The 13,676-nt window shown below is 39.3% G+C and carries 8 protein-coding genes and 1 other RNA gene; 4 read left to right on the top strand and 5 right to left on the bottom strand.

Annotation, left to right across the window (positions count from 1 at the left end; genetic code table 11):
• Positions 1-44: 44 nt before the first annotated feature.
• Both fsa and ffs read right to left on the bottom strand, forming a co-directional pair.
• On the bottom strand, positions 45-704 hold the full coding sequence (fsa, locus tag PGN18_RS04800; RefSeq protein ID WP_175633162.1) for a fructose-6-phosphate aldolase: 660 nt from the start codon (positions 702-704) through the stop codon (positions 45-47).
• A gap of 91 nt (positions 705-795) precedes the next feature.
• Positions 796-895, bottom strand: an RNA gene (ffs, locus tag PGN18_RS04805) — signal recognition particle sRNA small type.
• 412 nt (positions 896-1,307) lie between these two features.
• Between ffs and gltB the strand changes: the two genes are divergently transcribed.
• Together gltB and PGN18_RS04815 are read left to right on the top strand one after the other, a co-directional pair.
• A complete protein-coding gene (gltB, locus tag PGN18_RS04810) occupies positions 1,308-5,807 on the top strand; it encodes a glutamate synthase large subunit (protein ID WP_335318218.1) in 4,500 nt (1,499 codons plus the stop codon).
• Between the two features lie 3 nt (positions 5,808-5,810).
• On the top strand, positions 5,811-7,277 hold the full coding sequence (locus PGN18_RS04815; protein ID WP_335318219.1) for a glutamate synthase subunit beta: 1,467 nt from the start codon (positions 5,811-5,813) through the stop codon (positions 7,275-7,277).
• A 264-nt stretch (positions 7,278-7,541) separates the two neighbouring features.
• On the opposite strand, the gene PGN18_RS04820 is transcribed toward PGN18_RS04815, so the two are convergent.
• On the bottom strand, positions 7,542-8,744 hold the full coding sequence (locus PGN18_RS04820) for a DUF763 domain-containing protein (protein ID WP_335318220.1): 1,203 nt from the start codon (positions 8,742-8,744) through the stop codon (positions 7,542-7,544).
• Positions 8,745-8,794: 50 nt separating this feature from the next.
• Positions 8,795-9,757, bottom strand: a complete 963-nt coding sequence (locus PGN18_RS04825; RefSeq protein WP_335318221.1) for an alpha/beta hydrolase — start codon at positions 9,755-9,757, stop codon at positions 8,795-8,797.
• Positions 9,758-9,846: 89 nt separating this feature from the next.
• Here PGN18_RS04825 and PGN18_RS04830 point away from each other — a divergent pair, with 89 nt between their 5' ends.
• Complete coding sequence (locus PGN18_RS04830; RefSeq protein WP_335318222.1) at positions 9,847-10,950, top strand: metallophosphoesterase; 1,104 nt, start codon at positions 9,847-9,849, stop codon at positions 10,948-10,950.
• On the opposite strand, the gene PGN18_RS04835 is transcribed toward PGN18_RS04830, so the two are convergent.
• Positions 10,936-12,036: a sensor histidine kinase gene (locus tag PGN18_RS04835; protein ID WP_335318223.1), complete on the bottom strand. Its 1,101-nt coding sequence runs from the start codon at positions 12,034-12,036 to the stop codon at positions 10,936-10,938. The genes PGN18_RS04830 and PGN18_RS04835 overlap by 15 nt on opposite strands.
• 146 nt (positions 12,037-12,182) lie before the next feature.
• Between PGN18_RS04835 and PGN18_RS04840 the strand changes: the two genes are divergently transcribed.
• Complete coding sequence (locus PGN18_RS04840) at positions 12,183-13,649, top strand: glycoside hydrolase family 130 protein (RefSeq protein WP_335318224.1); 1,467 nt, start codon at positions 12,183-12,185, stop codon at positions 13,647-13,649.
• The last annotated feature ends 27 nt before the right edge of the window (positions 13,650-13,676 follow it).

The raw sequence follows: 13,676 nt of genomic DNA on the forward strand, positions 1-13,676 counted from the left end.
AATCCGACTCAAGACTTAGGACTAAAGACCTTAGACTTTTAAAACTATTTACCCGCTGCTTTAGCGTGGTCAGCTAAAAATGTTGCCAAACCGCTATCTGTTAATGGATGTTTTAACAAACCAACAATAGCAGCCAATGGTGCCGTAATTACATCAGCGCCCAATTTGGCACAGTTTACAATGTGCAATGGTCCGCGTATGGATGCCGCTAAAATTTGAGTTTCGTAACCGTAGTTATCAAAAATAGTTCTGATATCTTCAATTAAAACTAAACCATCGCTGGAAATATCATCTAAACGACCCAAAAATGGAGAAACGTAAGTAGCTCCCGCTTTAGCAGCCAATAAAGCCTGTCCGGCAGAAAAAATTAAAGTACAATTTGTTTTAATTCCTTTTGAAGAGAAATATTTAATGGCTTTAACACCATCTTTAATCATTGGAACTTTAACTACAATCTTCGGGTTTAAAGCTGCTAGTGCTTCACCTTCTTTGATAATTTCATCAAAAGTTGTCGAAATTACTTCTGCACTCACATTATCGTCAACAATATCGCAAATTGCTTTATAATGGTTAATTACATTTTCATCTCCGGTGATACCTTCTTTAGCCATTAAGCTAGGATTGGTGGTTACACCATCTAAAATGCCAAGATCTTGCGCTTCCTTGATTTGATCAAGATTTGCTGTGTCAATAAAAAATTTCATGTTTATAAATTCTTAAAATGATTATTAGGTTCTGCTGCTAGAACCCCTGAAGAATTTAGTATCCCCCCTTCAGGGGATTAAGGGGGTAAAAAAAGGGCAAGCACCTTCTATCGCACCGCTACAACCTTCTACCCTTGCTGCGTTCCCACCCTGGGGGAGTTCAAAGGGAGCTGGTCGTAAAAGACTTGCCCGGCCACAAAGGTAGAAAAAGAAGTTGTTTCGCAAAGTGCATTTTTGCATTTTTTTTTAACTTTTGAGCTATGTAGCTGATTAGTAAATTAATAAAATCAAAATTTGTATATTTAATTTTTTCATGAAATTCAAGACTTCTTACCTGTTTTTATATTTAAATAAAATTTTCATATTTAAAATAACTATTAAAACGGTTTAGGTGCGATTTTAGCTCAAAATGCGCATTTATTGTTCAATATTGACATTATTAATTTAGTAAAACATAGAGTAGATATTTGTCATTTTTTAAATTTAAACGCTTTAAATTACCTAGGAACTAAAATTTTTCCAAAAATTATATCAACTCTGTAATTTAAAATTTCTTTTTCATATCTTAGTGTTTCCTATACACTAACAACTAACGAGCAAAGAATGAAACCAAACAGTGGATTGTACGACGCGCAATTTGAACACGATGCCTGCGGTATTGGGTTCGTTGCACATGTGAAAGGGCGGAAATCGCATCAAATCATCTCTGATGCACTTACTATTTTAGAGAATCTAGATCATAGAGGAGCATGCGGGGCAGAACCAAATACTGGCGATGGAGCTGGTATTATGATACAGATTCCTCACGAATTTTTTTACGATGAATGTTTAAAAGCTGGCTTTAGCTTACCAGAAACCAATAATTACGGTGTTGGTATGTTATTTATGCCAAAGGATATCAGATCCAGGGAAGAATGCAGGGAATTGATTTACCGTGCTGCCGAAAAACTTGGCCTGGAGATTTTAGGTTTTAGAAAGGTTGATGTTGATACTACAGATATTGGCAACATGGCCCTTTCAGTTGAACCCGAAATTGAGCAGGTATTTATCGCCCGCCCTTACGCAGTAGCGCCAGGTGCAGATTTTGAGCGTAAACTATATATTTTTAAAAATTACCTCATCAAACTGATCGTTAATACCGTTCACGGTGGTAAAGATTTCTATATTGTTTCACTTTCCGCACAAACTATTATATATAAAGGTCAGCTAACCTCATTACAGGTACGTACCTATTTTACCGATCTTACCGATAAACGTATGGTTTCTGCGCTAGGTTTGGTTCACTCGCGTTTCGCTACCAATACGTTTCCTTCATGGAGGTTGGCACAGCCATTCCGCTTTATTGCACACAATGGCGAGATCAATACTTTACAAGGAAATCTAAACTGGTTTAGAGCAGGTGTTAAGTCTTTTGCTTCAGCTTACTTTACACCAGAAGAACTTGATATGTTATTGCCTGTAATCGATGAAACCAATTCAGATTCAGGTTGTTTGGATAATGTGATTGAACTGTTGCTTCACTCTGGAAGAAGCCTGCCTCATGTATTAATGATGCTGGTGCCAGAAGCTTGGGATGGCAACGAAGATATGAACCCTGTTAAAAAGGCCTTTTATGAATTCCACGCTACCTTAATGGAGCCATGGGACGGGCCAGCAGCCATTGCTTTTACCGACGGCAAATTAATTGGTGCTACTTTAGACCGTAACGGTCTCCGCCCTTCGCGTTATGCCATTACTTCTGATGACCGTGTAATTATGGGTTCTGAAGCTGGTGCATTAGCCATTGATCAGAGTACGATTATCGAAAAAGGCCGTTTAACCCCTGGCAAAATGTTCGTAGTAGACATGGAGCAGGGCAGAATCATTAGCGATAACGAAATTAAAGAAGAAGTTTGTGGTAAAAGCCCTTACGGCGATTGGATCAACCAATACCAGATCCGTTTAGAGGAATTACCTGAACCACGTGTAATGTTTACCGGGCTATCAACTGAATCTATCTTCAAATATCAACAGGTTTTTGGTTACAGTAGGGAAGATGTAGATCTTCTGCTTAAACCAATGGCTATTGAAGGCAAAGAGCCAATCGGTTCAATGGGAACGGATACGCCATTGGCTATCTTATCAAAACGCCCTCAACATTTATCGTCTTATTTTAAGCAATTATTTGCGCAGGTAACCAACCCACCAATTGACCCGATCAGGGAGAAAGTGGTGATGAGTTTGGCCAGTTTTATGGGCAGTATGGGTAACCTGCTGGAAGAAACGCCAAAACAGGCACACTGTGTAGCCATTAAACATCCTATTTTAACCAATCAGGAACTAGAAAAATTAAGAAGTATTGATACTGGTGTTTTCCAGGCAAAAACTTTACAGACTTATTTCAGGGCAGATGGTAAACCTGGCGCTATGGCGAAAGCGCTAGACCGTTTATGCCGTTATGCGGTTGATGCGGTTGAAGATGGTTTCCAGGTAATTGTATTAACCGATAGGGCTATCGATTCTGAACATGCTGCAATGCCTTCTTTATTGGCAGTTTCAGCAGTACACCATCATTTAATCCGCAAAGGTTACCGTGGTGCTGTAGGTATTGTAATAGAGGCTGGAGATATTTGGGAGGTACATCATTTCGCGACCTTATTGGGTTTTGGTGTGACAGCAATTAACCCGTATTTGGCTTTAGAAACCATTAATGGTTTTCAGCAAGAATCAGGTTTATCAGCAGAACAGCTTACCAAGAATTACATTTATGCCGTAAATAGTGGCTTACTTAAAATTTTCTCAAAAATGGGAATCTCTACCCTGCAATCATACCAGGGTGCACAGATTTTTGAAATTTTAGGTTTAAACAAACAAGTGGTCAATACTTACTTCACCGGTGCTGTTTCCCGTATAGGTGGTTTAGGTTTGGATGAAATTGCAAAAGAAACTTTGATTAAACATCACCGCAGTTTTGGTCCGCTTACACAGACAGAAAACCTGTTGCCGGCAGGAGGAACATATAAATTCCGTCGTAAAGGTGAAGCACATTTGTTTAATCCGCAAACCATCCACTTGTTGCAGAACGCAACCCGTAAAAACGACTATAACATCTTTAAACAATATTCTAAACTGGTAAATGAGCAAACACAACAGGCTTATACCATCCGTGGACTGTTTGAATTTAATTATAGCCGTCCTTCCGTTCCTTTAAACGAGGTAGAGTCTACTGAATCTATCTTAAAAAGATTTGCAACAGGAGCTATGTCTTTCGGTTCAATTTCTCATGAGGCACACTCTACTTTAGCTATTGCCATGAACCGTATCGGTGGAAAAAGTAATACGGGAGAAGGTGGTGAAGATGAAATGCGTTATACAAAATTGCCAAATGGCGATAGCATGCGTTCAGCGATTAAACAAGTAGCTTCAGCACGTTTCGGTGTAACGAGTTATTATTTAACCAATGCTGATGAGTTACAGATTAAAATGGCTCAGGGTGCTAAACCAGGTGAAGGTGGTCAGTTACCTGGTCACAAAGTAGATGATTGGATTGCAAAAGTTCGTCACTCTACACCAGGTGTAGGTTTAATTTCGCCACCTCCGCACCATGATATTTATTCAATCGAGGATTTGGCACAGCTCATTTACGATCTGAAAAATGCTAACCGTGCAGCCCGGATTAATGTGAAACTCGTGTCTAAAGCTGGAGTAGGTACTATCGCAGCCGGTGTAGCGAAAGCGCATGCCGATGTAATTCTCGTATCAGGCTTTGATGGCGGTACCGGTGCTTCACCATTAACCTCTATTCAGCATGCGGGTTTACCTTGGGAACTTGGACTGGCGGAAGCACACCAAACATTGGTAAAAAACAAATTGCGTAACCGTATCGTTTTACAAACAGACGGTCAGCTTAAAACAGGTAGAGATATCGCGATTGCAGCATTATTGGGTGCAGAAGAATGGGGTGTTGCTACTGCAGCGTTGGTAACCACCGGATGTATCATGATGCGTAAATGCCATTTAAATACTTGTCCGGTTGGTGTGGCCACACAAGATCCGGAATTAAGAAAATTATTTACCGGTGATGCAGATCATGTAGTGAACCTATTTTATTTTCTTGCTGAAGAATTACGTGAAATTATGGCTGAACTGGGTTTCAGAACGATTAACGAAATGATTGGCCAGGCTGATATTTTAAAATTACGCGAGCTGCCTGCTGAAGACTGGAAATTAAAACACCTTGATCTATCCGCCATATTATACAAAGCGGAAGAAAATGGCTTGCCTTTATATAACACAGAAAGCCAGGATCATGGATTAGATCATGTTTTAGATCATCAGTTGATTGCAGCTGCTCAACCTGCCATTGATCATAACGAGCCTGTATTTGCCAGCTTTAATGTAAAGAATACTGACCGTGCAATAGGTACCATGTTATCTAATGAAATATCAAAGGTTCATTTAAGCGCTGGTTTACCTCCAGATACGATCAATTTTAAATTTGTGGGTTCAGCCGGACAAAGTTTCGGTGCTTTTAATACCCGTGGGGTTACCTTATCGTTAGAAGGTGAAGCGAACGATTACGTTGGCAAAGGTTTATCAGGTGCGAGATTGGCTATTTACCCTTTCTCAAACTCCACTTTTGTTCCTGAACAAAATATTATTATTGGTAATGTGGCCCTTTATGGTGCAACTTCGGGTGAGTTATTTGCCCGTGGTAAAGCAGGTGAACGTTTTGCTGTACGTAACTCTGGTGCAACAGCTGTTGTTGAAGGTGTTGGCGATCATGGCTGCGAATACATGACGGGCGGTGAAGTGCTTATTTTAGGGGATACCGGAAGCAATTTCGCTGCTGGTATGAGTGGCGGTGTAGCCTGGATTTATGATGCCAACGGGACTTTTGAGCGCAAATGCAACAAAGAAATGGTTGATTTAGATCCACTGCAAGCAGAAGACGAGGAGCGTATATTAGCTTTACTTAAAGCACATATCCGCTTAACGGATAGTAAGGTAGCAGAATTTATCTTAAGTGATTGGAAAACTCAGTCTGCTCATTTCGTTAAAGTATTCCCTAAAGAATACAAAGCAGTTTTAAGCAAACGTAACCAACAAGTAAAAACACACTAGGCCATGGGAAAAGTAACAGGATTTCAAGAATACGATAGAGTTGCACCCATTAGAGAAGAGGTTGCAACGCGTGTAAAACATTATGGTGAATTTTTAAATAATTTACCTCAACAAGAATTAAACAATCAAGCTGCCCGTTGCATGGATTGCGGTGTGCCTTTCTGCCAATCAGGTTGCCCGCTGGGTAATGTGATACCGGAATTTAACGATGCTGTTTATCAGGGCCAATGGGAATTAGCCACCAACATTTTATTAAGCACCAATAATTTTCCGGAATTTACGGGTAGAATTTGTCCGGCACCATGCGAATCAGCATGTGTGTTAGGCATTAACCGACCACCGGTTTCTATTGAGGAGATCGAAAAGCACATCATCGAAATTGCTTTCGAAAAAGGATTTATCAAAGCTAAAGCCCCGTTAATCAGAACAGGTAAAAAAGTAGCTGTAATTGGTTCAGGTCCTGCCGGCTTAGCTGCTGCTGCTCAATTAAATAAAGTAGGGCATGAAGTGACGGTTTTTGAGCGCGATGATGCACCAGGTGGTTTGTTAAGATATGGAATTCCTGATTTCAAACTGCAAAAAAACGTAGTAGATCGCCGTATTGATTTAATGAAGGAAGAAGGCATCATTTTTAAATGCAATGCCAATGTAGGCGAAAATGTTGAAATCGGAACTTTGTTACGCGATTTCAACGCGATCGTGTTGGCGGGCGGTTCAACTATTCCACGCGATCTACCCATTGACGGCCGTTCGGCTAAAGGCGTGCATTTTGCAATGGATTTTTTGAAACAACAAAATAAAAGGGTAGCGAGCAGAGCTGTAGAGACAGAGGATATTATGGCTACCGGTAAAAATGTAATTGTAATTGGCGGTGGTGACACCGGATCAGACTGTATTGGTACTTCAAACCGTCACGGAGCGAAATCAGTTACGCAGTTTGAGATTATGCCAATGCCTCCACAAGTACGCAATGAGCATATGCCTTGGCCGAATTATCCAATGTTGTTGAAAAACACTTCATCACACGAGGAAGGCGCTCAAAGAGCGTGGTCTGTAAATACCAAAAATTTTATCGCCGATGAAAAAGGAAACCTAAAAGCGTTAAAAGTAGTTGATGTGGAATGGGAGATTGACGCGAACGGTCGTCCGGTTACTTTTAAAGAAGTTTCTGGCACCGAGCGAGATCTTCCTTGCGAACTGGTGCTATTGGCCATGGGTTTTTTACATCCTCAAAAGGAAGGATTAATTGAAAAATTAGGTGTAGAGTTAGATAGCCGTGGGAACGTTAAGGCATCTGAACATACCTATCAAACCAATATTGCAAAGATTTTTGCTGCAGGTGATGTTCGCCGTGGACAATCATTAGTGGTTTGGGCCATTTCAGAAGGTAGAGAAGCTGCCCGGAAGGTAGATGAATACTTAATGGGGGCAACCAAACTGGCATCGAAAGATTCAGTTGCATATGCTTAAATAGGTTTAAATTCTATATTTTTTGGGTCGTGGTGCAAACCACGACCTTTTTTAGTTTTACACAATGAAATTGATATTTCATTCGATCGTCATGCTGAATTTATTTTACAAGTTAAAATTTTGTTTTCAATTGTCTTGTAGCTGCTATTTAGTCAGCATCTTTCCGACAAAACAAACCCTGAAATAAATCCGATGGCTCGGACCAGCATGACAATTCTTTAAAGGATAGTAGCCCTCATTAGTGAGGAGGAGTATTTCTAGCATTTAAAATAATTTCAACTGTTGATCTCTCGGCGGCTTTTCTTTCCCAAAAACTGTTCTGCCACCATATTTCCAGCTTTCAGCACGTTCTTTTTGAATTACTTTTTCAAAATCCATATTCGGAACAAAGTCTTTTTCCGCATTGCGGGCAATTTGATGCAGTGATTTTATCGCTTGTTGTTTATCATTATTGCCAATCTTCGCCTTATCAATTGCTTTTTGTAAAACATTTATTGTTTCATCATAAACATTTACCGGGACAGGGAAGGGACGACCATCCTTGCCTCCATGTGCAAATGAATAACGCGCAGGATCTGTAAACCTGGAAGGCGTACCATAAATGACCTCGCTCACTAAAGCCATGGATTGTAAAGTTCTCGGTCCCATACCTTCGAGCAACAACAGTTCTTCAAAATTACTCGTTTGCTTTTCTTGTGCCAGCCATAGTATACTTCCTAAACGCTTTAAATCTATATCTTTTGCTTTGACATCATGATGGTGGGGTAATATCAATTTTTGTATTTCATTAAGCATATGAGCAGGGGGTTCAGAAGTAATACTCATCATGCTTTGTCTGGTTTGAGCAGCACCGTTAGCCGTTAGATTAAGGATCTGACCTTGATTAATGCCACAGATCCCGGTATGCGGTTCTTCTACAAAGGATTTTAAATTTTCAGAATGCCAATGATATCTTCTCGCCGTTCCGCTACTGTCGCTCATGCCTTGTTGCACCACGGCCCAATCGCCCTCATTGCTTAAAATAAAACTATGAAGGTATAATTGAAATCCATCCTGGATGGCCGTATTATCTACTTTAGCACTTAGTTTACTGGCACGAACCAAATCCGTTCCATTCAATCCGGTTTTGTCTGCAATTTTTAAAAGTTCATCTGGTGTTTCTCTGCTTTGCTTTCCTTTGCCTCCACAGATATAAATTCCCAGCTCTTTAGATAAAGGGTTAAGCGATTTCTTTAGTGCACCCATTACCGATGTTGTAATACCGGAAGAATGCCAATCCATTCCCATTACGGCACCCAAACTCTGAAACCAAAACGGACTGCTTAATCGACGTATTACTTCAGCTTTACCATACTCCAAAATGATGGCTTCAGTTATCGCCAACCCAAGTGCAGCCATGCGTTGTGCCAGCCACGGTGGTACATGGCCATAATGCAAGGGTAAATCTGCGCTTCCTGATCGTTTCAATACTAACAAATTTAGTAATATATTTTGTGATATCGAAATACAGACTTCAATTAAATTTGACTTTTAAACTGCTGATCCAGAAATTTGATCATGATGTCGGAAACCTCTTCGAACCAGGGATTAAATAACCAAAAGGGGTGAGGTGTGTCAGGAAGTGTGTGTACTTCAGAATAAATGTCAAAAGGTTTAATTTTTGCAATCAGATCGTCTCTGCCTGCGTGAAACCGGGTTGTAGAACTATTAATAAATAATATTGGAACCGAGTTGTGACCTGCATGATTTAATGGTGAAGCATTGTGCCATATTGCTGGATTTTCTTTTAATTCTGCCCCAAGCCAAATTGCCGCCACAGATCTTCTGTTGGTATCCGGACTCACTTCAGCAGATTCAGGATGGTCAAAAGCTAATATACCATCAACGTCAATTACAGCCTGAACATTACTGCTATGGTTATTTATTTTTTCCTTCTCGAACTGAGGATCATGGTTAGTGGTGCCAATTAAAGCTGCTAATTGTCCGCCGGCAGAAAATCCGGCTATTGCAATTTTATTCGTATCTATATTCAATTTCGCCGCATTTGCTTTTATCCATCTTACGGTATTTTTCAGATCATAAACAGCTGCCGGGAATTGTGCATGGGTGGATAGGCGATAATCACTAGTAATGGCAACATAACCGTTTAGAGCCATTTTTTGAGCAAGCGGAATGTTCTGCGCACGATTACCTGATCGCCAGCCACCACCAAAAATAAACAAAACCGCTGGCCTTAGTTTTTTAGGTTTTTCCGGGTAAATTACATCCAACATTAAGTTTCCTGTTGGATATTTGGCATAAACAATATTGTGTTTAGCTTTAAAATCACGCTGTTTTAGTGGGTACGCAATGGTGATGTAAGGGCGTTTCTTTTTCTCTTTAAGATAAGTAGAGTATATACTGAACGAAGTATCAGCGGCAATTTTTTGCGCCTGACTAGTGATAAAAAAGCATATAAAAATTAGGGTCAGAAATTTCATTAAGGTAAATATATGGAATAGTTTAGCTGCTGATGTAACCTTTCAGGTTATATTTTGTTAAGTTTAAACTCTAATGTAGCACCAGATTAATGCGAAAATATTTACAACGTTTACTAAGTACCTGGATGATTCGCATGTCGAATAAGTTTGGTTCAAACCCTAACCGTAAACGGATCCATGAAGCATTAGATAAACTCTATAAAACTATCCACGATAGCCCGGGAAAACGTGGACCGATCTTCGAGGTTACCGATATGGATAAATTCATCATTTTATCAGATCAGCATAAGGGTGCCAGAGATTATGCCGATGATTTCAGTTTAGCCGAAAAAAATTACCTAATGGCACTGGACTATTATCATCAACAGGATTTCCATTATATCAATTTGGGGGATAGCGAGGAACTTTGGGAGAATCTACTCGAATCCGTGATTAAACACAATAAAGAAACATTCGAAGCAGAGAAAGCCTTTATTGCTAAAAATCATTTCACTAAAATATTTGGCAACCATGATTTATATTGGGATAATGATCCATTGGCCGGCTTTAATCTCAATAGGATTTACGGAACCCAGATCCGCATTTACGAAGGCGCAATACTGAGGATGCCTGTAAAAGACGGCAAAATTAATATTTTTTTAACACATGGACATCAGGGAGATTTGCAAAGTGATGGAAACTGGTTTAGCAAATGGTTTGTAAGTACCATTTGGGCACCGCTACAATCGTACCTGCAAATTAATCCAAATACGCCAGCATACGACAATCAGCTTAAAACAGTCCACAATACGCTCATGTACGATTGGGTAATCACCAAAGATAATATCGCTTTAATTACTGGGCACACGCACCAGCCAGTTTTCGCATCGCTAACTCACCTGGAAAGAATTTATGCAAAACTAAATAAAGCGAACAAAGAGAAAAATGCCAGTGATATTACTTTCCTAAACGACGAGCTTCACAAACGGATAAAGGAAGGAGATCAGGTCCCGGTTTTTGGCAAATACAAACCAGTTTACTTCAATAGCGGATGCTGTTGTTTTAGTGATGGCGATATTACGGGTATCGAAATTGCTGATGGATTGATAAGATTGATTAAATGGTCGTACCACGCGAATAACATATCTGAAAGAATTTTGCTGGAAGAAATGAAAATCGACGATTTATTGGATGTAAGCCTATTTAATGGGTAGGCTTACATGAAAAGTAGCCCCCAAATTTTTTCCTTCACTTTCCGCCCATAACTTACCTTTATGGATCTCCACAAGTGCATTTGCAGTAATCAGTCCTAATCCATAGCTGTTTTCGCGATTTGTGCTTACGGAAGTCAACGGGGCAAATTTCAGGAAAACTTTTTCTAAATCTTCTTCAGTTAAACCTACTCCGTGGTCTCTTACGGATACTGTTAATTCTTTGGCAGTTGTTTGAGAGGTGATAAGAATTTTACTTCCTATGTTAGAGAACTTAATCGCATTATCCATCAACTGACTAAAAACCATGGCAATTTTATCAGGGTCAGCAAAAACCTCAAGGGTTTCCTGAATGTTGATTAAAACGGTCTGATTTTTACGTTTAAGCGATAGCGTGAATTCTTTTTTTACCTGTTCGAGTATTTGCCTTAGATCTATCTTATCTTTTTGAGGTTTAAACGAAGTTGCCTCTTTCCGGGCGGCACTTAAAATACCATTCAGATTATCAATCATTTTTTTTGATTGGGCATTAATCTTACCAGCAATTAAAGAGGCCTTTTCATTTATACCTGGAATTCGTTCCAGCAATTCGGATTGAAGTGTGATGGTGGTCATTGGGTTCTTGAGGTCGTGAACAAGTACATGCAAACGATCGTCATACGCCCTTAAGGTTCTCCTGATGGCCACCCTCGACTCCAGTTTTTCCACCACCATATCAGCTAAACGCTGCAGCATTTTTGATTGTCTTTCTTCAATCGCTTTAAACTTAATATCTGCAACGTAAATCAGGCCGAGGTGATATCCATCAGGTGATACGATCGGCTCTGATGCAAAAAAAGCAAATTTACCCTTATCCCGATCTTGGATAATTTCCGGGGCAGATCCACCTACCTCTGATTTCATGAAATAATTACCTTCGCCTTCAAAGCAGATTCCGGCAAATGGCACATCCCATATCTCGGTAGCCAGCTGCGAAATCTGGTCAAAAGCACTTTCTGCCGGGGTATTTAATATTTCATAATTAACCAGCTTTTTCAAACGCAAGTTTTCGTCTGAAGGTATATCACATTCTGCTTTTAAGTGTTGCATTTACGGCACAGTTTGATTAATAGATGAAATCGTTAAAGGTAAAAATTATGTATAAACTATAAACAATTAAGCAATAATTTTCGTTATGATAAAGTTGGAGATGATAGAGCAGAATGCATTAAAATTACCATCAAAACTATTAAATAATGAGACTATACATAGAACGTAAACCAGTTAAGGTAAATCCAGATACAAAGAGAGTTATTGCACGTTTTTTTTTTAATGGCGAAGAGAGAGCATTAGAAGTAATCAGGAAAGTTTTGGAATTTTCGGATGAAAAAGTGTTTTCGCTGATATCACCCATACTGCAAGAATATTCGAAGAGACACCGTAATATCACTAAAATTTTAACCCGTCATTGTAAAAAGTTAAAAAAACAATTTTCAGCCCTGGGTACATCGTTCGAAGATATTGATGAATACACCAGATTATTGATCGGTGCCTACTTTACCCATGAGTATTCAATAGAGTCTGCCGCATTTTTTAATCCGAGTATCGTTGATGACCCTGATCAGACTGATTTAGTTGAGGGCGAAAAAAGGGTAATCATCAGCTTTAGGGCTGTAGGCGAGGGGCATATTTCGTCTATAGTTTTTAGACGTGCTTTAATTGATAAAAACAATAATATCCAGGTATTACCAGTTGGAAATTATGTTGATGAGGCTGAGGTGGTAAAGAATGCCATTTACGTCAAAAAATTATTTTTAAAGAAAGCAGCTTATGCACAGATAGATCCCGCTGTTTTAGAGGAAATTGAATCTAAACTTGACGATAAATTTGAGTATACCAGTTTAAGCAATATCATCAAAGATTCTAAGAGTTTATATAAAGAGAACCCATCCCGTTTAATCGAGTACGACAAGGTACTATGGTTATCAGATACTTATCATACCATTACCTTTTCAAAAGACACTGATATTTCTGATCGCGTAATTTTTCCTATTTCAGAATTTGAGCGTAAAGGGATTGAAGATGCGCGTTTTGTTAAGTTTATTAAAGATGATGGCAAAGTACTTTACTATGCTACTTATACCGCTTTTGACGGCTCTTTAATTATCCCTAAACTGGTGCAAACAGAAGATTTTTATGAGTTTAAAGTGATTCCGCTTTACGGCGATGGTGCACAAAATAAAAACCTGGCCTTGTTTCCGAGGAAAATCAAAGGAAAATACGTGATGATGAGCCGGATAGACGGATGGAACAATTACCTGATGTTTTCGGATAAAGTAAATGTTTGGGAAAATCCGGTTCTTTTAAAACAACCCCGCTACGATTGGGAGCTAGTGCAGATCGGAAATTGCGGTTCACCTATAGAAACCGAAAAAGGATGGCTGGTTATTACACATGGAGTAGGACCAATGCGCAGATACTGCATTGGAGTAAGTTTATTAGATCTAGAAGATCCTAGTATTGAAATAGGACACTTGAAAGAGCCTTTGATTATCCCAAATAATGATGAGCGAGAGGGTTATGTACCAAATGTAGTATACTCTTGTGGTTCTATTATCAGTAATGGCGAATTGATCATCCCTTATGGTTTGTCGGATTATAGCTCATCATTTGCTACTGTAAATTTAGAGTTGCTATTGAATAGGTTGTTAGAAAATAATTAGATCTTACTTACTTTATTTAATGCGCTG

This window comes from Pedobacter terrae (assembly GCF_036946585.1).
GTDB classification, from domain to species: domain Bacteria; phylum Bacteroidota; class Bacteroidia; order Sphingobacteriales; family Sphingobacteriaceae; genus Pedobacter; species Pedobacter terrae_C.